We start from the raw sequence: 20,915 nt of genomic DNA on the forward strand, positions 1-20,915 counted from the left end.
GGGCTTCTGCACTATTACTGATTATACTTGCTGAACGCATTCTGATCGGCCTGTACATTCTCCAGATACACAATCTGGCCCGTATCATTCACTCGCGCGATATCAATGCCTGCTTTGGCATATACCGATCCGTCTGCCGTTTGTCCGCATACTGCCCAGTTCGTTTGGTAGCTGCCGTCAGGCTGTTGCACCCACGCGTCCCACATATGTTTTACGTCTTTATTGTATTCGTAGAAAGCCTTCATGAAACCATCGAATCCTGTTCGACTGGTGCCGTTAAGCACAATCTCTGCGTCCGGTGTAAACAGGGACAATAAGTCCTCCATGGCGCGCTCGTCTGTGCGTGAAGCATCAAATAAACGGAAATAGTTGTTCAACATCGTAGTTGTATTTGTGGTACTCATTTATATTCCTCCTAGAATAAAAAGCCGTTTTCCAATCTTTCAGTTCGAATATTTTCGAACTATTGAAAAGAAATGTATCATACTTCTTATACTGCCTGCAAGAAATATATAAGTTGAGACCGACTTTTACACTAACACGGAGAGTGCAGAACCAATCTGAAGAAGCGAAGCGTGCGCATTTATCACCGGATTTTTCCCTTGGAGCAAGGGAATAAAGAAAATCTGGGGATAAGAGCGATCGAAAGATGGTACTGCAATCGGAGTAAACAAGTGTAATAGTTACAGTTCAACTTCTATAGTTCGAAATTTTTCAAACATTGAAAGGTACAGCCGAATATGCTAACGTCATAGATATGAGAACTCCAACGATACCTATGGCTTCGGAATTCAAGCTGACCACGGTCTGCAATGCATTGGGTGATCCAATACGCATGAAAATTGCACACTGTCTGGCCAGCTCTGGCGAGAAAAACTGTTCCGCCTTCGAAGTAGACCATATTTCCAAATCCACGTTGTCCCATCACATCAAAATTTTGCGTGAAGCTGGCGTGATCCAGCCGCGTATTGTAGGTAAACAGCACTTTTATTCCCTACGAAAGGAAGAACTAAATACACGTTTTCCAGGACTAGTCGAGATGATTCTGAATACATCCGCGGAATACGCACATTAAGCAGGTCTGAGATAGAATAATCACAATGATCATGATCGCAATTCCCATATAAGGAGGCTAACCATATGGACAAAAAAGCGGCAAAGATACTGCTGAGCACATTCTGGGGAGGCGGCGGCTGGAAAACAACTTCCGCACCCTTCTCTGGAGATGAATTTGAATATGCCAAGAGCAAAGGCGTTATGTTCGACCCACTCACGATCACGCATGATGAGATTGTCCAGCGTCTGTACGCCATGCATCAGGATGACTCCTTCAAGGAACGCGTGATTTCGGCCTTTCTACATAGTCTGTCCACCAAAAAAGTCTACCTGCGCAGCGCATTATCCAGCTGGGCTTTAACATCGAACATGCCTTTACACACCTACGCGGAACGCCCTGCCCTTCACGCTAATACCAGTGCCTGTGGAGATTGCAATTTCCTGCGTTTGCAGTCAGACAAGGAATATTCCAACGTCGACCTAAACGTCCTGAACTTTGAACGGATCAAGTGGGGCGGCGTACGGCATGGCTGGCTTATCTACTGCCTGATGGATCTGGAATTACTGCTTCAGGACAACGATGCAAGTTATGAAGTAACTCCTGAAGACCAAGCCATCCTGGTCAACCTGCTTAAAGCAGCTCAGACGGAAGACCCTAAAGACAGTGCTCGCTCACTGGAGAAAAAGTGGAAGGATCTCTTCCCTTCCAGCAAACAGGAGCGAGATGCCCTGCTGGAAATCTGGGCGGCAGCAGGCATACTGGTTCCTGGAGATAAACCAAGAAAACGCAAAGGTGGTTCCAGCGATTTTGTCTTTGCAGCAACCTGGCAAGGTGATGATGGATATCATGCTGAAGCCGTAAAACATTATTTTGGCTCCTATCTTCCTCAAATGCGATAAAACCTGAACTTTTGCTCACCTTTACGTACGTCTGGTTACAATAATGACATCGACAGATTTCCTGTTTAACTCGTATAATAAGGGGAAATTGGTAGATGGGAGTGAAACAAGCGAGTTTATGGTATACATACTGGCTTTTATAGTGTCTTTTGCTGTCGTGGTTCTGCTTATTCCGCCGCTTGGTCGACTGGCTCATCGGCTCGATTTTGTGGACAAGCCTCGAGAAGATGTGGAGCGTAAGCTGCACAGGCAACCTATCCCGCTCACGGCGAGTTACGCGATATTTACTGGATTTTTCCTGACATACATTGCTCTGACGAAAGAAATCACATGGGAAACGGCGGCCCTGGTCGCTGGTGGTATGCTTTTGCTAACGATTGGTACCGTCGACGACTGGTACAAAACAAAAGGCAAAGATTTCCCTGCCCTGCCCAAGATGCTCGTACAGGTCTCTGCGGCAGTACTCGTATTTGCTTCAGGTATTGCGTTCACCGGATTCGTGAATCCCTTCAACGCGGAATATGTCATGCTTCCAATCTGGCTGCAATTCATTCTAACGATCCTGTGGATCTTCGGGGTGACAACAGTCATCAACTTCTCGGACGGCATGGACGGACTGGCTGGCGGATTATCGGCCATCTCGGCGATTACCCTGTTCATCGTGGCCCTTGCCAAAGGCCAAAGTGATTCTGCACTCATGTCGATCATTCTGGTCGGTGTGACGATCGGTTATCTGAAGTACAACAAAGCTCCTGCCAAAGTGTTCATGGGCGATGCAGGTGCTACGTTCCTCGGCTTCATTCTGGCGGTTATTGCTCTGGATGGTGCATTCAAACAAGCAACCATGTTGTCCATTTTCATTCCGATTCTGGCGCTGGGTGTACCGATCTTTGATAACATCTTTGTCGTTATTAAACGCTTCATTCAAGGTAAAGCGATCTATCAGGCCGATGCAAGTCAAGCTCATTATCGACTGCTGCGTGCCGGATTGAATCATAAACAGGTTGTTGCTGTGCTCTATCTCGTCAGCACTTGTCTGTGTCTGTCCTCCATTATTTTAATGTTGGTGGAAATGTAATTATCCGCAACCAAAAGCGGTCATATCGAAATGTAAAAAGAGACGAGTCCAAGATTTCTTGGCTCGTCTCTTTGTTATGCTTATATGGTTCGGCGCTAACAGGCTCCCACTTATCTCGAAGCTACGGGTGGCAACGATTGTGTCTGTTGCTGCCGACCTGTCCATCCGGGTCGATCAAGTTCGATAAGACGGCGGTATCGCTCTTCTCCAGACAGCAATTGTTCGTGAGAACCCTGCATGGCAATTTTTCCATTTTCCATAAAAATAAGTTCGTCCATCTGTTCCGCACCAATCAGGTGATGGGTGACCCAGATCATCGTTTTGCCTTGCAAGCTGTCCAGAATGGTCCGCATCAGTTCGCGTTCCGTCACCGGATCAAGCCCTACGGTTGGTTCATCCAATATAATAACAGGTGTCTCTCGGAGCAGTACCCGGGCCAGAGCAATCCGTTGCCTTTCCCCACCGGAGAAACGCAGCCCCGTCTCCAGCATCGGTGTATCATATCCCTGCGGCAAGGATTCGATCAGACCGGATAACCCTACTTGGGCGGCCACCTGACGAATCTCCTCATCCGTTGCATGTGGACGACCAATCCGCAAATTATTGGCTACCGTGGTGTCGAACAGGTGTGGGCTCTGATTCAGCACTGCGATGACATCAGTGACACTTTCACCCAAGGTCTGCACAGACATATTATTGATCAGAACTTTCCCCGCAGACGGAAGCAAAGCCCCCTGAATGAGTTTCAACAATGTCGATTTGCCGCCGCCGCTTCGTCCAAGGATAGCCAGACGTTTGCCTTGTGGCAGATGAAGAGACACATCCTGTACAGCGTAAGAATCATCTGCTGCATAACGGTAACTTACGCGATTAATCTCGATGTCTGCTCTGAGTTTCGGTGGAATGCGAAGACGAATTCGTCTGTCCGGAATAGCATTCGCAGCTGGCAAGGACTCCGATGTCTGTCCAGCCATCACGTTGCCGTTTTTTACTACAGAGATTGAGTCGCCCGTTCCATCCGCATCACCGGCTCCATTCTGCAACGGAAGATGCTCTTTCCCTTCCAGCTGTTTCAAGCGGTCCAGTGATTCCCGGTACTGTGGAAGATGCTCCACCGCATCCCCTACAGGCAGAAGTGTTTCCGTGAGCGGAAATAGTACCAGCACAAAAGCAGCAATCATCACGGCAGGCAATTGTCCGACAGAAGCGGCATTTCCGGCCCATAACGTAACCGATACCACCAGCAGGCCAATGACGCACTGGGCCATCAGATCACGCCAGCGTATCCAACGCCGCAACTTGTGACGAACTGTGTCGACCTGTTCTTCTGCCTCTTCCTGCTGCTGAACAAATTCTGCTGCTCGTCCACTTGCAAGCCAATCTCCCAGTCCAAGCACACCGTCAGTCAGACGGGTATACAACATGCTGTTTTCCTTTTTCAGCCGTACACGCCATTTCCACGTCACTTTCAGAGAGATCGCAGGTAACACGGCAACGAGAAATAACATATACAAACCCATCCACACCGCAAATCCCAGATCCACACTGCCAAAGGCAATCACAGCCCCACCGTACATCACGAGCGCGGTAACGGCGGGGAAGACTGTACGCAGATAGATATCCTGCAGCCGCTCCACATCATCGGCGAGTGCTCCAAGCACATCTCCGGTCTGCATACGAGAGCGCAGGAACAGAGCCTGTGGCTCCAGAATGCGATATAATTTCACCCGTTGGTCGGCCAACACCCGCAGTACGGCATCATGTCCTGCCAATCGCTCGATATATCGAAAGACAGCGCGGAATATCCCAAATGCACGTACACCAACAATGGGTACATACACCATTAGAATATTTTCAGGACGCAGCGCAGACTTGGAGATCAGAAATCCGGAGGTGAACAGCAGCAGTACCGCACACAAGGCAGCCCATGTACCCAGCGCAATGACTGCAATGAATCTCCAGCGGTACTGTGCCACATACGGAGCAATCCAGCTATTTTTTTCTTTTTCGTTACGGACGGTCTCCATATGCTCATATCCGGACTTCATTTTATATCGCCTCCATCTGGGCCTGAATCATCTGATAATATACACCTTGTCGTGCCAGTAACTCCTGATGTGTTCCCGTCTCTGCCACTGTGCCGCCATCCATGACAATAATTCGATCCATATGTGGCATCCAATGCAGACGATGGGTAGCCAAAAATACAAGTTTTCCTTCAAATAGCGGCAGCATCGTCTGTTTCAGTTCATACTCCGTTTCCACATCCAGATGTGCTGTCGGTTCATCGAGCAGCAGGATGTTTCGTTTACTAAGCAAAGCTCTTGCCAGCGCCACCCGTTGCTCCTGCCCACCACTGAGCTGTCTGCCACCAGCCCCAATGAGCTCATGCAGCCCACCGGATAATGAAGACAGTAGCTTGGTTAATCCAGCTGCGCTAATGGCCTTCGCCACTTCCGTATCTGATGCCTCCGGCATGTAGAAACGAACGTTATCCGCTAGACTTCCGCTGAAAATATACGGATGCTGCGGAATGGCTGCCGTCTGTCTTCGCCAGGATTCAAGCAGATCCTGTGTCACAGGCTGTCCGTTGGCTAATACTTGGCCTGAAGTAGGAAGCTGAAATCCAGCCAATACATCAATCAACGTGGACTTGCCTGCTCCGCTGGCGCCAATAATACCAATTTTGCCAAGACCCGTGATCTGAAATGTGACATCCTTTAGCGAATAAGGACCTTCATCATCATGCCGTACCTGTACATCCGTTAGTGCCAACCTGCTATTCTCATTCCAAGAGAACACTAAGGAAGAGGAAGAAACAAGCTCAGGAGTAGTAGAAACAGAAGCAGGATCAGGAGCAAAATGTCCCGCAGCCGTTTTATCATTCAACATGACACGTATGGTCGAAGTAGCAGCTTTCCTATTACCCGAAGATAATGATGGTGCAGATCCAGCTTCGTCCTCTTCCCTAACCGGATGTGCAACAACATTTGCATAGGCTTCTTTCTGTTTCCGTTCAGCAGCTTTCCCCCGTTCAATCACCTGATTAATGGCCGCTCCGGCTTCCTTACCGTCCAATGTGGCATGATAATCAGCGCCGAGCATACGTACAGGCAGGAAATATTCGGATGCCAGAATCAGTACCGTCAAAGCAGGGCCGAGCAGCATATGCCCCTCCGTCAGACGTAATCCCAGACCAACTGCTACGGAAGCAACGGACAGCATGGTGAAGAAGTCGAGGGCAAACGAAGAAAGAAAGGCCATGCGCAAGGTAGACATCGTCGCTTTCCAATACCGCTGACTGACCCGCAGAATGGACCCTTCGTGTGTTTTGCTTTGTCCCAATGTTTTCAGCGTCTCCAGACCACGCAGGGTATCAACAAAATGGTTAGCGAGTGCTTTGTAGGATCTGAATTGTCCGTCTATCTTCCGCTGCGCTGCGAGGCCAATCAGAATCATGAACACAATCAGGATTGGGAGTGTCAGCATCAGAATAACCCCGGACATCAGATCCAGCTTGAACACATACAGCAGAATGACGATGGGTGTGAATCCTATGCCCAGCATGCGAGGAATGAACAGTTCCAGATAGGTCTTGTATTGGGCTGTGCCCTCACGTGCCAGCGTAACCAGATGGCCTGTGCCCTCCGTCTTGGCATAACGCGGTCCAAGCCTGAACCACTGCTCCACCATCTGTCTGCGCAGATCGGTTCCCGTTCTCTCCGCATATCTTGAGGTCACGAGTTGTAACCAGAAAGATAGGGCATAGCGGGCGGCAAAAGCAGCCAGGAACAGCAGTAGTACCGGGTACTGCTCCGTTACGGATGAACCTTCAAACAATGCCGTGATGGCCTGTGCCAGCCATTTGGCTTGCATAATGATCGTCATCGCCTGCAACAGTACCAGCGCTGATGCCAGCGCGATTACAGGCCGGATGCCCGGCAGCTTCATCAGCCCCCGTCCCATATCAGTACTCCAGGTGGTGCTGCTCGTTCAGGCGTTTGCGGAAGATATAATAACTCCAGATCTGATAACCGAGAACAAACGGCAGCAATGTGCAAGCTACAATGGTCATTACTTTCAATGAATACGCTCCCGATGCGGCATTGTATACAGTCAGGTCATACGCCGCCCCAAAGGAACTCACCATCACTCTTGGGAAAAGTCCGATAAAGACCGAGGCAAAGGCAATTGCAATCACTGCCCCTGTCATACCAAAAGCCCAGCCTTCACGCTTCTGACGGACAAAGTATGCGGCAAGTGCAAGCGAGACTGCGCCAAGTACAACCATGATCCAAAGAGCCCAGCCGCGTACGGCGAACACATCGGTCATGAAATACGTCATTAACGCGTAAACAGCGAGTAGTGCAGCCAGCGGCAGCATCAATTTTTGTGCTGTCTTCAAGGCACGCTCTCTGAGATCACCTACTGTCCGTAGTGATGCAAACAGCAATCCATGCACCAGACACAGCAGGGTTACGCTCAAGCCGCCAATTACGGTGTACGGATTAACGATATCGAGGAATCCTGCACGCAACTGCATCTCCCCATCAATGGGCAGACCTTTCATCAACGTGGCAAAGACCACGCCGAACAGGAAAGGCAAGAGCGCGCTGGAGACAACAATGATGATGTCCCATGTTTTGCGCCAGCGCTGCTGTTTCATTTTACTGCGGAATTCGAAAGCAACTCCGCGGCCAATCAAGGCGAGTAACACCACCACAAGTGGCAGGTAAAAACCACTGAACAACGTGGCATACCAGTGCGGGAAGGCAGCAAACATCGCGCCCCCTGCCGTAATCAGCCATACTTCATTACCATCCCAGAACGGACCGATCGAGTTGATCAGGGTCCGGCGTTCGCGGTCTGTTTTGGCAATAATGCCTGTAGACATCCCCACACCAAAATCAAAACCTTCCAAAAAGAAGAAACCGACAAACAATACGGCAATCAGCAAAAACCATAACTCACTTAGTGACAACGGAATAACCTCCATCCACGCCGAACGGATCGGCCGATTCATCGTGATCTTCTGGCTTCTCGACCGCAAACGGTCCTGCTTTGATCTCACGTACGAACAGGTATACCATCACGATTCCGAGAACCGTATACGCAGCGGTAAAAGCGATGGTCGAGAACAGGATCATTCCTGCGGATACGTTCGGCGAGACCCCGGCTTCGGTAGTCATATAACCAAATACCGTCCATGGCTGTCTTCCAACCTCGGTCATGATCCAACCTGACGTATTGGCGATAAACGGCAAAGATATGGCAAATACCATCAGACGCATAAACCAATTTCCAGCGACCTCCAGCTTCTTACGCATGGCCAGAAACGTACCGTATAGCGCCAGTGCAATCATCAATCCACCGGCTGCAATCATAATGCGGAAACTCCAGAACGTTGTACGTACCGGCGGGATGTAGTCCCCCGGTCCATACGTCTGCTCATACTCGGCCTGGAGCTCCTTCATGCCTTTGACACTACCGGAGAACTTGCTGTAAGACAGGTAACTGAGCAATCCAGGGATTTTGATCTCACCCGTGTTCTCCTGTTTATCCGAATCAATAAAAGCGACCACCGTCCATGGGGCCGGATCTTCTGTCGTTGTCCATGTGCCCTCACTCGCTGCCATCTTCATCGGCTGTGTCTCCACCAGATATTGCGCCTGGAAATGTCCGGAGAAAGCTACACCAAACGAGGAAATAAGCGCGATAATGATCGCGATATTATACGATTTGCGAAAGATCTCCACATCCTGCTTTTTCATCAATTTGTAAGCACTGATCCCGGTTACCACGAAGGCCCCTGTCATCAATGCCCCAAAGATTGTATGTGGGAACTCGACGAGAAGCTGACCATTCGTGATAAGTGCAAAGAAATCATTCATCTCGGCTCGGCCGTTGTTGATCTCAAACCCGACAGGATGCTGCATAAATGAATTGGCTGCCAGAATCCACAGCGCGGACAGGAATGTGCCGACAAAAACCAGCCAGATGCAGGCCAGATGCACTTTTTTGGATAAACGATCCCATCCGAATATCCACAACCCAATAAATGTAGACTCCATAAAAAACGCGAGTAACGCTTCAATGGCCAGTGGCGCACCGAAGACGTCCCCCACGAACCGAGAGTACTCGGACCAGTTCATGCCAAACTGGAACTCTTGCAAAATACCTGTGACTACCCCGACGGCAAAGTTAATCAGGAACAGCTTGCCCCAGAACTTGGCCATCGTTTTGTAGATCTCCTTACCCTTAACAACGTACAACGTCTCCATGATCGCAACCAACAGTACAAGACCTATGGATAGCGGCACAAAAAAGAAATGGAAAATCGTTGTAAGTGCATATTGGATACGCGATAACATAATCGGATCCATACCGTTACCCCTTCTTTCTGTTCACTTCGCAGTATGCGTATTTGGCATTGAAGCTGCACCTTCGCTGTCTGTCCGCCAAATACGTTGATGAACGTATTGTGCCAGATTACCTATTTTATACATGTGAGAATTATCACAATCTTCGTCTCTAGCGCAAAAAAAAGTGATCCTGGTCACATAAAAGATAAAATTCAGCCTATTATCACAGCTTGCCAACTGCATCTATTCATGGAAGATACTCATGTTTGGGACGGAATGCCCATATGTTAGTCTCAGGCATATCATGCGAAGTACCGTGAGGGCTTTACATATGAAGTGAAAGCATGAAGTACATGCAGAGTGAATGACGCACCATATTACAGTCAAGGTGAGGTGAACTATTCATGGAAAAACCTGCGCCATTACCAGGTGAAGACTCCGAAGTCAGCCTGGATAAGGCCAGTACAACACAGTCCCCTGTCCGATATGTTCTCTTCCCTCGCAAAGGGGGCTGGTCATCCTTTCCCTACCCCGATATTGCTGCATTGCTGTCGATCGAAGGAGAGGTCTACTATGTCAGCAGCCTGACGCAATCAGAAGATGTACCTCCGGTCATTACCGTCATCTCCCTCCCTGAAGCCAAGCAGCTATTGCTGGAACCTCGCACCGTAGCCGTAGTCGCCCATCCCTACTGGCTAATGGCTACGGCTTCGCTGGAGCCTGAGCTATGTATTGCCCTGCTCCCTGAGCCTGCTGGAAACGAAGCAGAATCTCCGCTATGGGAGAGCAGTATTTCCAAACTGGTCGGCATCGCCGATCTGGTAGGTACCTCCTCCGAAACACGGTATTTGAAGCTGTTATTCCAAGGCGTACGCGCCATCTGGCTGGGCGGAGAAGACCCTACACCCGCGGGTATGATGCAAAAGGATGATCTCGAAATCCCTCTCCGGGACTACGAACTGTTCTTCCTGCATGCGCTGCGGCAGATCCTGTCAGGAACGCTGGATAGCGGCACCCTGCTTCAATGCAGTGTACGTGCCGACTTCTACCGACAGCTCCGAGCCAAAGCAGGTGCACATGAGACGATATCCTTTTTGCTGGCAGCCTATGAGTATCTGCTTGAGGATCCGCGGGCCGTCCATTCGTTGCAAGAGTCCTTCACCCATGCGGTCATGAATGGTCGCAGTGACTGTGTAGTCTCCCACTATCGATTCCTGTCTGCCATTCATGCCCGGTCCGGCAAGTTGGAGGACGCCCTGCGGGTGTATGGAATCAGTGCAGCCGACGAACAGGAACGCCATCATTATGAACAGTTATGTCGCTGGCTTGAGGCGGGAGAAGATCAACTTGTACGAGCGGAACTACTGCGCATGAACGATGATTACGGAAATGCCCTGCGTATCCTGGACGAACTTGGCGGAGAAACCGCGAGACATTGGAAATTCCGCATCTTCCAGGAGACTGGACGTGTGGAAGATGCACTGGCTCTGGTGCATGCAGTCGATATTCAGGATGATGCCAGTCGCCGGGATTATCAGCAATTATCCGGCAGCGCACTGGCTCTGCGAGGGGAAAGACACGGGGCCGTCCGACATTTCCTTGAGACAGCATTGGAGGATGAAGAAGCGCTGGCCCGGATTGTGGAGCTGGAGCTGTTGGATCATGCTGTACAGCAATTGCTTGGGGAGGTGCCATGATGCTGGACCCGAAGAAGCGTAGACAACAGTTGAATGGGCCAATGGTGCACAGGGATATCCGAACCGAAACCACTTTCACGCCAACGGAAACAGTGGATCGAACACATATAAACGTATTGGAAAATGGCGATCACACGCCGGATCATGCACAACCATCACATGGCTCCCGAAGCCAAGTGCATCACTGGGGCGACACACAAGGTCAATTCGAACAGGACACTACTTCCGTAGAGGAGGAAACAAGCGTATTCAAAGAACCCTTCTCCATTCGCCGGGTTCGCAAAAGCAAAGGCAACAAGCTCACCGCCATGCTCCAGGTTCGCAATGAACGTGGCCGATACCTTGAAGAAGTATTGCATGATCTGAGTGAGTTCGTGGACGAGATCGTGATTGTGGACGATGCCAGCACAGACGGAACACCGGACATATGCAAAGCCTACCCAAAGGTGGTCCGTCTGGAGGTATTGGAGAAACCGCTATTCGCCGAGGAATGGCGCCTTCGCAACACCTTGTGGCAAGCGGCGGCGGGAACATGTCCCGACTGGTTGCTCTCGGTTGATGCGGATGAGCTGTACAGCTCAGAGGCCAAGAAAGCCATACGCACTCTGATTAATCAGGAGTATGCAGACTGGTTTGCATTCCGTTTCTACGATATGTGGGGCGGCCGGACCCACTACCGGGAAGATGATCTCTGGTCTCTGCACAAACGGCATACCGCTTCACTTGTACGGTATATGCCTGGATATCCTTATTTTTATCCACAACAGAATCATCATGTTCCCCGTCTTCCCTTGTCCTGCACTGTATTGCCTGGAGTCAGCACGGAATTGAAGGTTCAGCATCTCGGCTGGGCAGGCAGTCTGGAGGACCGGGTTCGTAAATATTTGCGTTACAAGCGCATTGATCCTAGCGGTGAGTGGGGTAATCTTGCACATTACGAGTCTATTCTCGATCCGGAACCTCGGCTGATTCCCTGGAAGGAGGGACCGTGAGATGGGCGTGGTGAGTATTCTGACACATAGTTTCACCGACGGGTACAACCGGGAATTCGGTCGTGTATTTGGTGGTGGACTGGAACGCTACATTCTGGATCTGTGCAGTGTCATCCGAGGACTCGGGCATATTCCCGAAGTTCATCAGCTGTCCTATTTTGAAGCATTCCAGACTCGGACGGAGCAGATTGACGTATTTGGTTATTCGTACGACATGGATAATGTACCGGAAGCCTTTGACCGGATGGCAGCCGCAGCGCGCGGTCCCGTGATCTATGCCAGCTGTCTGTGGCAACCCATCACCTACAAACCAGGCAGTCTTGGCATCTGTCACGGCATTAACTGGGATCGTCCCGGACTGCCACTGGAGACCAAACAACAAGTCGCGGAACATATTCAACTGGCTCTGGATGGACTCGTGCGCATTGTATCCGTGGATTCTCATTTCCAGACCTTTTGCCGGGCTGCGTGCACCTATACTGATCCAAGGCAGGTTGTCCTGATTCCCAACGCAGTGGATACGTCCTATTTCACACCAGCCCCACCAACACGGACCTTGGAGCAGAAACAGGAAGACGAATGGCTTGTCGCATGGAAGCATGATCTGGCGAGTCATGAAGAGAATGTTGGTGCAGTTATATCAGGGGTGCAAGCTGTAGAAGGTAAGGGTGGAATGGGTCGTGATGGAGCGAACAATGGTAAGGCTAACGGAGACGGAGGTAGGGATACAGATAGCGATCAAGAACCAGAGGGGAAAGAAACGGTAGATTTCCATTTACAGTTATCGAAACGGGACGAAGCTGAGGCAGATGGCGAAACGTATAGGTTTGCTCATAACCACCGGAATTCAACGGATTGGGCTACGGAGATTCTGGTAGAAGCAGATGCTGAGTATCAGGTTAATGGTCCGATTCAGGGACAGGTTGAAAGGAAAACTGTGGATGCCCGTGTGACCTCTCCCCGCCCGATTCGCATTATCTATCCGCGCCGCATCAGCATGGAACGGGGTATTATCCCAATGATGCTGGCAGCAGATAAACTTCTTGGAGCCTTTCCGGATCTGGAGATTGAATTTGCCGGGGAACTGGTCGAAGGCAGTACGGTCGGGAGAGTCTTCCGTTACTGGCATCGTACTCATCCACATGCGGAGCGAATTAACCAGCGCACGTATGATTTCCGTGATATTCGAGCGGCCTACCATCAGGCAGATATCGCCGTAATTCCCACCGTGTTCTCGGAAGGCACCTCCTATGCCTGTCTGGAAGCGATGAGCTGTGGACTTCCGGTAATTGCCTCCAATGTTGGCGGATTGAATGATCTGATTCAGGATGGTTTTAATGGGCTGCTGGTACCTCCTGGTGAGCAGGAACTAACCGCTGCACTGGTACGCCTTGTACAGGATCGGGCCGAGCGAGAACGACTGGGAATCTATGCGCGCGAGACTGCACTGTCCTATGATCTCGCCAGGTGGCGGAGCCGGTGGAGCACGGTGTTGGAATCTTTTTTGGCAGAGACAGGATTGAAGGAGGGAATTCGGGGATGAGGGATATGCCCAAGGCAACGGAATTCATGGAATCAAGATACATTCGGCAAAGTGATCCTAAAACGGACACATTGGTCTTCCCGCTGCATCCGGCATGGTGGAGCCGTCCCTACGAATATGAATGGGCCCGGCGGTTTGCACGTCCGGACGATGTGGTCCTTGATGCAGCCTGCGGCATCTCCCATCCGTTCAAATTCTGGCTTGCCGAACACTGCCGCGAGGTTCACGCTTGTGACTGGGATGAACGTATTTTGTCTGAAGAGGCGATAAGACTGGATATCGTTTCTGATTTTGGTGAGCAAGCGGCCCAGGATCTGCCGGAATCAACTCTCATCCGATTGCACCGTGCAAAGGCTAATCTGGCCCAGCTTCCGTACGAGTCAGGTAAGTTTGATCGGGTGTTCTGTATCTCTGTACTGGAACATCTGGATACGGGCACGATGCTGCGGGCGTTTCGTGAATTCGCTCGGGTGCTGAAACCAAACGGACAGTTAATCGCTACCTTCGATGTGCCCGAGATGCGGCCGGATCTGCTGGAGACGATCATGGCTGTCACCGGATTAACCATTGAAGATAAACTGAATGTGGATGAGCCGGACGATGCCATCTGGTCTGACATGTACGGCACGCCGATCCGCTGTTTTCGAGCGGTGATATGCAAAGGCTGAGACGAATTGGCTTACGTTGAGTTAAGTGCAGATTGGAAAATTGAGGGCTCGAGGGCTCGACCCATTAGCAACGGAACAATACACGGTTCGGGCAATCCTCCGATTACCGGTAGCTCCGTTACTTTTACAATTTCAATCGGATGGGCTAGTGCGGGAATATATGGGGATGGAGGTTGGGGACTAGAGACTAGAAATTAATAATTAGTGATTAAAGATATAAAGATTAAAGATTAAAGGTGTACCAGTAACATGTTGCACTGGTTGGTGTATTCATCAGCAGAGGCTGCGCCGGGTGCTGTCAGGCGCAGCAGGGTGTGCAGGCCCGGCGGGATTGTCGTCGCCGGGCGACCTGTGGCGGCAGGTTGCCGCGCAGTAAGTTGGGCCGATTCGGCCCATTCACGCGCCAGGTTCTGCCGCCCGGCGAGCAGCGCGAGCGTGCCCGCGAGGAGCGCGTGAGCGGTGCGCTCCGAGGCGGGCACTTCGTCCGCGTGGGGCTGCTGCGTGCCGTCAGGCGTGCCGCATAGCGCAAGCAGCCCTTCGCGGACGCTCGCGGGTGCGCGCAGCAACCCGCAGCGTGCCGCAGGCGGAAGCGCTGCAAGCAACGCCAGCGCGCCGCGGGGCGGCAGGGCTTGCAGCAGGCGCAGCCATGCGGCCCAGGCGCCTACGCCGGCGAGCGCTTGCGCAGCGGCGAGCACGTCGCCTGGCGCAGGCGTGGCCGGACCGCCGGGCGTTGCGCCGCGGGGCGGGCTGCCGCTGCTGCTGCGGTTGCCAGCCGTGGCCCCACGCTGCAGCAGCGCCTCGGCGGCATGGGCCGCGGCGTTCAGCGCTGCCTGCTGGCGAGCCGCCGCTCGGGCGTTGCGCCCGCCGGGCTGCTTGTGGCCCAGCGCCCACAGCGCCAGGGCCGCCTCTGGCCCGTGCTGCGCATGCGCCGCCCAGGGCTGCAAAGCCGCCCGAGCCGCGGCGTCCTCGCCCAGCTGGGCCAGCGCAAGCCCTGCGGCCAGCGGCTGTGCCCGCAGCGGGCCAGCAAGCGCCGCCGCATGGCGCAGCAGCCACTCCGGCCGATGTGCGGCAAGCGCGGCCGGGATCAACGCTTGCCATGCCGCAGACGGCAAGCTTACCCGGGCTGCGACGCTGGCGATGGCATGCGGCCGCCCTGTGGCTGCGGCCAACAACAACAGCCGCTGCCATGCAGCCATGCTGCCGGGTTGCATGCCCAGCGCCGCTATGTACGCGGCTTCTGCCTCTGCCCAGCGGCCAGCCCGCTCATATGCCATGCCTTCCAGCGTCAGGCTGCGGTAGGTTCCAGCACCAGAGACTGATGTATACCTGCTGGCTGTGGAAGCAGCTGATTTAGCCTGTTTTAACCAATCCAAGGCTACGTCCTCTCGCCCTTGATCCAGTTCAAGTACAGCACCAAGCTCCAACAAATCCGGAAAATCCTCATACACGTGCGCCCATGCTTCCACGACAGCAAGCGCCCGTTCTGGGCTGCCAATCTCTCGCCAGGCGTAAGCCGATTTCAGCACCAGATCCGAGTGATATCCACACTCCGGCGTAAGCTGTGCCAATAACGGCTGCAACAACCGGAGTGCTTCATCATACTTCGCTAGCTGAAACCATTCGGCAGCCAGAGCATACAACAACTCCGGTTGATCTCCCTCCTGATTCAACGCGAAACGAATCAACTGCATGTTCCGTGCACCTTTATTTTTGGCGGTAATCACCCGCTCCAGATATCCATAATGAATGACTTCAAGTCCAGAATGAAGCACACCTTGCGGAGCCAGTGCCATGATGGAAGAAGCAATCTCTTCATGAATTCTGCCCTGAAAGGCAATTCGGGGATCATTTCGGAACAAACGACATACCGCATCCGTCACACGCTCTTCACCGGACACCCCCAGCAGACTTGTGACCTGTATCCAGTATCCCCATACGTCGTCCCTGCTTGTCGCTAACAACTGCACGAGTTCTGCCTTCATCTGCGGAGTCTGTGCCCATACTTCATCTGCATCAAGCACCAGAATCCACGGTTTCGTAGCAGCGGTCAGCGACAGATTACGGGCTTCACTGAAATCTCCGTTCCATTCCGTACGAATTACAACGGCACCATGGAGACACGCAATTTCAGTTGTATCATCTACCGAGCCTGTGTCTACAACGATGATCTCATCCACAACATCCCTGACTGCATTCAAGCACCGCTGGAGTGAACCGGCTTCATCCTTCACGATCATACACAAACTAATCCCTATGCCCATATTCATCACCACCCCTCACCAACGGAGTTCAGCCCCATCCAATACCCATCTGCTTTCACCTTAACCCCCGCACCTGCTTGATACCGTTCAACTCTCGAACCCATCCGCACCTGGCAGTTCAAGCCGAATATGCTGAACAACAGGCCAACAGCGGTGTCGATTTCCAGTCGTATGTTGGGCGAACACCTCCAGATGATGATCCGCAGCACTGACCAATCCTTTCACCAGCCAGCTTGTTCCCGTCAGGGTATCCGAAGCCCCAGGAAACGACTCAATGTCACTCACCTTCCCGTTTTCCTTTTTCCCTTCCATCTCTTTCTCCTTCTCTCCCACTCGAACGCTCTGTTCCACCGATAACCCTGCTCCAGCCAATTGCTGTCGACACATCTGAATCAGGCTATGCAGCTCTTTCCATCTCCCTGACTGTACACATCCTTCCATCATCAGTCCAAGCGCCTGCCAGCCATCATACTCTGTTCCTGCAACCGTTCCGTCTATGCTGGAGTCCATGTCCTTCTTCTTTGTCGCTCTCAGACCAACCGTTCTCCCTGTCTGCACAGCAGATTCCTCATTCGTTCCTTCACCCACCTGCGAACTAAGCTTCAACCACAAGGTTAATGGATCATCTCCATTGACTTTCTTCCCTTCTATCCACTCCAAACGTTCGAGCCATCGGGCAGACGAGATCGCGAGCAGCCCTTTTTTCCGCTGTACAGGTTCCAGTTTTAGACGCGCCTTGTTCCATCTTCCCTGTTGAATTTGAAGCATGGCCTCCGCCACAGACAAACGCTCCCTCATCTCTGCGGAAGGTTGTGAGGATATATCCGATAACAATTGCAAAGCCGCATCATAACAACGAGAGTGCTCCAGAATGCCCAATACTTTGTGTGTAGCCTCTTCCGAACTGAGTGCAAAGCGCTCCCTCACCAGCTCTGGAATCTGATGTTCCTGCCCGGAGACTCGCATAATCCGGAATATCCGATAGAGCGGCGGTAAGAGACTCGATTTGGCACGCACCGCCTCGATGTAAGCATCCACCGCACCCTCCAGATCTGACCTTCCTTCCAGTAATCGCCCTAGTGTGTACCACGTCTGATAGGTGCCGATGCCTTCTTCCGTATGGTATATGGGCGGAGGTGGCCCCATGCGGACAGCTTCACGCAGCGAATATTCTGCCCGATCTGCATCGCCCAATGCTTCTGCACACACCCCGCGATGGTGCATCAGATCCGTGTACTCTGGAAAGAGTTCAAGCGCAGCATCGATGCGATCCAATGCCTCCTGCCAGCGATTCAGATGCTGGAGACAACGAACTTCATATTTGAACAATAAATGCGCATAACTGGTCACGGCAGGATCAATCCCCATCCGGGCCACACCAAACGTCTCCAAGGCCCGCTCCGCTTCCCCTACACGCAGATACTCGACACCCAGATTATAGTGATGGAACGGCTGATCTGGTTCTTCCTCCACTGCCTGTTGCAGCAGGCGAACATTGCGGTTCACCTTATCTTTGCGCTCCACAATCGCCGTCTGATACCCATAATGATGGATAATCATGTCTGTCACATGAAAAGCAGCCTCTGAATTCCTACGGCAAATCGCCGCCGCAATCTGCTCATGAATTCGACCTTCGAACCGATGCTCCGGGGCATTACGGAAGAGACGCAAAACCGGATTCACGGTGCCCCCCTGCTGACCCGTACCTGTATAGTTATGAATGTTTAAAAACAATCCGTCACATCCGCTGACCAACGTCCAGCTCCTGATCTGCTCCCGCGCAGCCCTATCGAGCGCCTCGTCCGCATCAAGAAAGAGAATCCAGTCGCCGGAAGCGCGCTCCAGGCCAACATTCCGTGCTGCGGCAAAATCTTCGCACCACTCAAATCGCACAACCAACGCGCCATATTGCTGCGCAATCTCCGCGCTGCGATCCGATGAACCGGTGTCCACCACAATAATTTCGTCCACCGCTCCCTGGACACTGGCAAGGCAATGAGGCAGCAACTCTTCCTCATCCTTCACGATCATGCATAGGGAAATTCGTTCCGCTCGCAAGCTGATTCCTCCTTTCCTTTGCATGGAAAAGCGTACGCCACGGGATGCCTCCGGTCGTTTGCAGTCTTTGTTCCAATGCGGTATATTGTGCAGCGAGTTCCCCTGAAGACAGAGAACGAACCAATTCCTGCTTAATCGCCTCCATTGCCAATTGCATGTAACATACCGCTGCTCCAACTCGAGCCTGCCACATAGCAGGTTCCTGTTCCAGAGCCTGCTCAAACAGAGAGAGCGCTTGATCATTGTGGCCTTTGGTATACAGCGTTTCACCCAGCCAGAATAACCCTTCGGCATCCAGCTCACTCTCGGTCATGCACTGAATCAGGATGTTCGCGGCTACCATGGTGTACCCGTGACAATATAGCAGGCTTGCCAACTCCCGCCGTACCGTTACGGATGTTCCCCGATGCTCACTCATCATGATTGCCCGCAGCTCATGCAGTTGCTCAGCAAGCGTAAGCTGCCCTGTCTTTATGGCCTGCTGCACAATTTTCTCTGCCACCAGCTGTGCCTGCCGACCCCATTGTAGAAGCTTCTGTTCTCCTGACTCAGGTTCCATGTAGCGTGGCTCTTTGGGCAACTGATGCAGCAAACGGTCAATGACCTTCCATACATCCTTTTCCTCTGGATACGCAGTTGCGAAGAATGTCTCGGTTAATCGTAATCCATTGGCCCAACAAGCCAGTGCCCAATTCATTCTGTGTTCTGCCTGTATGCTAACCCCATTCATACCCTCAGCTTCCCAGTGTTCTTCCACCAGTTGCAAGGCATCCGAAACCCTGTTCGCACATAACAACCAATGTATTCGATCTGCTACATGGATACGAGCACTACGCGTAATGGAATCCAGCATATTCAATGACTGCCCATATGCCCCGCAGCCTGCGAGAACATGAATCACATGCACCAGATGATCCTCATTCGTCACGGCGTATGGATGGGACAATTCACCACGAACCAAGTCACCATGCCCTGACTCTCCGATCTCTCTGCATCTGGCGAGCAATGTTTCTGCTATGTTCTCATCCGTTTCTCCGGACTGTTGCAGCACATCTGCCAACCCCATCCATGCCGGAGCATACACAGACATACTATCCAGAGCCAGCCCGTACAGATGTGCGGACTCATTCAGGAAGCCCCGTTTCTGTGCAAGTCTGGCCATGGCGGTATACGCTCTGTAACGGTCAGAACCCGCTTCCGTTACATATGACGCGTCTAACGTGCTACCGCTATTCCTCTGTCCATCACTATCCAGCGCCACCCGGCAATCGGTCGCTCGCGCATAGGATTGGTATGCACGTTCCTCCAAACCTTGCTGCTCCAACGTCTCCCCATACAACAGGTGCAGATCAGCATAAGATGGGTAACGATGCCTTTCCACAGCCAGAAGTGAATGCGCCTCTTCATATCGTTCCAATCCCACAAGGACTTTCCCATAATCTCTAACCAATGTAGGACGATATGGCGCGTGCAACTCTGTCAGGCGTAATGATTCACTGAACGCTTCAATTGCCTGTTCATTCTGACCAAGCTGGCAATAGGTCACGCCCAGATTATACAGTTGAAAGGGCTGTTTCGGATCATCCTGTAATTCACGCTTAATCAGCTTCAAATTACGTCTTGGCTTATGCTCCTGAGCAATCGCGGAAGCCAGATACCCATCATGAATGAGACATAGTGGAGCAAGCGGTTCATTCTCAACCAACAAATGTTCTTCATCTATACAGTTCTCGCTCTTATCCATATCGCCAGCCTCATACCGGACAGGCTCGCATGGGCCATTACGAACCAATTGCTCATGAATACGCCCCTTGTATCGATATCCCTGATGAGCACGGAACAGTCTCACTGGCTGAGAGATAACGCTCTCTTCTACCCCTTCTCCGTATCGGTTCTCTATAGTTATACGCAATCTTGTAATGCTTTTATGGACTTTAGGCAAATAATTCAGTAGTTCTTCCAACCCCTGCGTAACATACTCATCGGCATCTAGACACAGGACCCATTCGGTGCTCGCCAGAGGTAAACTGATATTCCGCGCATGTGCAAAGTCATCCTCCCAACGGGCGTGCAGCACCGTTGCTCCGTATGATCTGGCGATCTCGGCTGTACGGTCGGACGAGCCTGTATCGGTGATATAGCATTCCGTGCCGATATGCTTCAAGCTGTCGAGACAGCGGGGCAGGTGATGTTCTCCATTTTGCACAATCATATGGATTCCAAGTAAACGGTTCTGCAAATGTAACCACCTCCAATACAAAAAAAGCACATGAAGTCCACCAAAGGAACTCCATGTACCT

15 protein-coding genes are annotated in these 20,915 nt (G+C 51.8%); 7 read left to right on the plus strand and 8 right to left on the minus strand.

Annotated elements, in window-relative coordinates; translation table 11 throughout:
* Positions 1-14: 14 nt before the first annotated feature.
* A complete protein-coding gene (locus tag AC4E8D_RS30035) occupies positions 15-404 on the minus strand; it encodes a nuclear transport factor 2 family protein (RefSeq protein ID WP_221819741.1) in 390 nt (129 codons plus the stop codon).
* Positions 405-757: 353 nt separating this feature from the next.
* On the opposite strand from AC4E8D_RS30035, the gene AC4E8D_RS30040 reads away from it, so the two are divergent.
* The 3 genes from AC4E8D_RS30040 to AC4E8D_RS30050 all read left to right on the plus strand — a co-directional run bounded on the left by AC4E8D_RS30040 (position 758) and on the right by AC4E8D_RS30050 (position 3,034).
* Positions 758-1,075, plus strand: coding sequence for an ArsR/SmtB family transcription factor (locus tag AC4E8D_RS30040; RefSeq protein WP_260632655.1), 318 nt, complete (start codon positions 758-760; stop codon positions 1,073-1,075).
* A gap of 65 nt (positions 1,076-1,140) precedes the next feature.
* A complete protein-coding gene (locus AC4E8D_RS30045; RefSeq protein WP_221819743.1) occupies positions 1,141-1,956 on the plus strand; it encodes a hypothetical protein in 816 nt (271 codons plus the stop codon).
* Positions 1,957-2,074: 118 nt separating this feature from the next.
* The gene (locus tag AC4E8D_RS30050) at positions 2,075-3,034 is read left to right on the plus strand and encodes an MraY family glycosyltransferase (RefSeq protein ID WP_145325010.1); all 960 of its coding nucleotides are present in this window, start codon (positions 2,075-2,077) and stop codon (positions 3,032-3,034) included.
* Between the two features lie 110 nt (positions 3,035-3,144).
* On the opposite strand, the gene cydC is transcribed toward AC4E8D_RS30050, so the two are convergent.
* Genes cydC through AC4E8D_RS30070 form a run of 4 tightly spaced genes read right to left on the minus strand, consistent with a single transcriptional unit; the run spans position 3,145 to position 9,417 of the window.
* Positions 3,145-5,082, minus strand: coding sequence for a thiol reductant ABC exporter subunit CydC (gene cydC / locus AC4E8D_RS30055; protein ID WP_221819745.1), 1,938 nt, complete (start codon positions 5,080-5,082; stop codon positions 3,145-3,147).
* 1 nt (position 5,083) lies between these two features.
* Positions 5,084-7,000 carry a thiol reductant ABC exporter subunit CydD gene (gene cydD / locus AC4E8D_RS30060; protein WP_490205615.1) on the minus strand — a complete coding sequence of 639 codons (1,917 nt, stop codon included), beginning with the start codon at positions 6,998-7,000 and terminating at the stop codon, positions 5,084-5,086.
* A gap of 1 nt (position 7,001) precedes the next feature.
* Positions 7,002-8,057, minus strand: a complete 1,056-nt coding sequence (gene cydB, locus AC4E8D_RS30065) for a cytochrome d ubiquinol oxidase subunit II (protein ID WP_244898245.1) — start codon at positions 8,055-8,057, stop codon at positions 7,002-7,004.
* Positions 8,002-9,417, minus strand: coding sequence for a cytochrome ubiquinol oxidase subunit I (locus AC4E8D_RS30070; RefSeq protein ID WP_221819748.1), 1,416 nt, complete (start codon positions 9,415-9,417; stop codon positions 8,002-8,004). The genes cydB and AC4E8D_RS30070 overlap by 56 nt, the downstream gene beginning before the upstream one ends.
* Positions 9,418-9,800: 383 nt before the next feature.
* Here AC4E8D_RS30070 and AC4E8D_RS30075 point away from each other — a divergent pair, with 383 nt between their 5' ends.
* The 4 genes from AC4E8D_RS30075 to AC4E8D_RS30090 are packed head-to-tail and all read left to right on the plus strand — an operon-like array spanning position 9,801 to position 14,296.
* Positions 9,801-11,093, plus strand: coding sequence for a hypothetical protein (locus AC4E8D_RS30075; protein WP_490205616.1), 1,293 nt, complete (start codon positions 9,801-9,803; stop codon positions 11,091-11,093).
* A complete protein-coding gene (locus tag AC4E8D_RS30080; RefSeq protein WP_490205617.1) occupies positions 11,090-12,085 on the plus strand; it encodes a glycosyltransferase in 996 nt (331 codons plus the stop codon). Before AC4E8D_RS30075 ends, AC4E8D_RS30080 begins: the two co-directional genes overlap by 4 nt.
* Position 12,086: 1 nt before the next feature.
* Entirely contained in the window at positions 12,087-13,628 is a 1,542-nt protein-coding gene (locus AC4E8D_RS30085) for a glycosyltransferase family 4 protein (protein WP_490205618.1), read from the plus strand.
* Positions 13,625-14,296, plus strand: coding sequence for a class I SAM-dependent methyltransferase (locus AC4E8D_RS30090; protein ID WP_339306079.1), 672 nt, complete (start codon positions 13,625-13,627; stop codon positions 14,294-14,296). Before AC4E8D_RS30085 ends, AC4E8D_RS30090 begins: the two co-directional genes overlap by 4 nt.
* Before the next feature lie 230 nt (positions 14,297-14,526).
* Here the strand turns inward: AC4E8D_RS30090 and AC4E8D_RS30095 are convergent, their stop codons facing one another.
* From AC4E8D_RS30095 to AC4E8D_RS30105, 3 genes are all read right to left on the minus strand, one after another.
* The gene (locus tag AC4E8D_RS30095; protein WP_490205619.1) at positions 14,527-16,533 is read right to left on the minus strand and encodes a glycosyltransferase; all 2,007 of its coding nucleotides are present in this window, start codon (positions 16,531-16,533) and stop codon (positions 14,527-14,529) included.
* A 111-nt stretch (positions 16,534-16,644) separates the two neighbouring features.
* Positions 16,645-18,615: a tetratricopeptide repeat-containing glycosyltransferase family 2 protein gene (locus tag AC4E8D_RS30100; RefSeq protein ID WP_490205620.1), complete on the minus strand. Its 1,971-nt coding sequence runs from the start codon at positions 18,613-18,615 to the stop codon at positions 16,645-16,647.
* Positions 18,572-20,854, minus strand: a complete 2,283-nt coding sequence (locus AC4E8D_RS30105) for a glycosyltransferase (protein ID WP_221819758.1) — start codon at positions 20,852-20,854, stop codon at positions 18,572-18,574. The genes AC4E8D_RS30100 and AC4E8D_RS30105 overlap by 44 nt, the downstream gene beginning before the upstream one ends.
* Positions 20,855-20,915: the final 61 nt, after the last annotated feature.

It is taken from the genome of Paenibacillus sp. SRL342 (genome assembly GCF_984798905.1).

What these genes read in the sequence shown, in the direction of transcription:
- AC4E8D_RS30035 (WP_221819741.1), bottom strand. Translation starts at nt 404, where the DNA reads ATGAGTACCACAAATACAACTACGATGTTGAACAACTATTTCCGTTTA.
- AC4E8D_RS30040 (WP_260632655.1), top strand. Translation starts at nt 758, where the DNA reads ATGAGAACTCCAACGATACCTATGGCTTCGGAATTCAAGCTGACCACG.
- AC4E8D_RS30045 (WP_221819743.1), top strand. Translation starts at nt 1,141, where the DNA reads ATGGACAAAAAAGCGGCAAAGATACTGCTGAGCACATTCTGGGGAGGC.
- AC4E8D_RS30050 (WP_145325010.1), top strand. Translation starts at nt 2,075, where the DNA reads ATGGTATACATACTGGCTTTTATAGTGTCTTTTGCTGTCGTGGTTCTG.
- cydC (WP_221819745.1), bottom strand. Translation starts at nt 5,082, where the DNA reads ATGAAGTCCGGATATGAGCATATGGAGACCGTCCGTAACGAAAAAGAA.
- cydD (WP_490205615.1), bottom strand. Translation starts at nt 7,000, where the DNA reads ATGGGACGGGGGCTGATGAAGCTGCCGGGCATCCGGCCTGTAATCGCG.
- cydB (WP_244898245.1), bottom strand. Translation starts at nt 8,057, where the DNA reads ATGAATCGGCCGATCCGTTCGGCGTGGATGGAGGTTATTCCGTTGTCA.
- AC4E8D_RS30070 (WP_221819748.1), bottom strand. Translation starts at nt 9,417, where the DNA reads ATGGATCCGATTATGTTATCGCGTATCCAATATGCACTTACAACGATT.
- AC4E8D_RS30075 (WP_490205616.1), top strand. Translation starts at nt 9,801, where the DNA reads ATGGAAAAACCTGCGCCATTACCAGGTGAAGACTCCGAAGTCAGCCTG.
- AC4E8D_RS30080 (WP_490205617.1), top strand. Translation starts at nt 11,090, where the DNA reads ATGATGCTGGACCCGAAGAAGCGTAGACAACAGTTGAATGGGCCAATG.
- AC4E8D_RS30085 (WP_490205618.1), top strand. Translation starts at nt 12,087, where the DNA reads ATGGGCGTGGTGAGTATTCTGACACATAGTTTCACCGACGGGTACAAC.
- AC4E8D_RS30090 (WP_339306079.1), top strand. Translation starts at nt 13,625, where the DNA reads ATGAGGGATATGCCCAAGGCAACGGAATTCATGGAATCAAGATACATT.
- AC4E8D_RS30095 (WP_490205619.1), bottom strand. Translation starts at nt 16,533, where the DNA reads ATGATCGTGAAGGATGAAGCCGGTTCACTCCAGCGGTGCTTGAATGCA.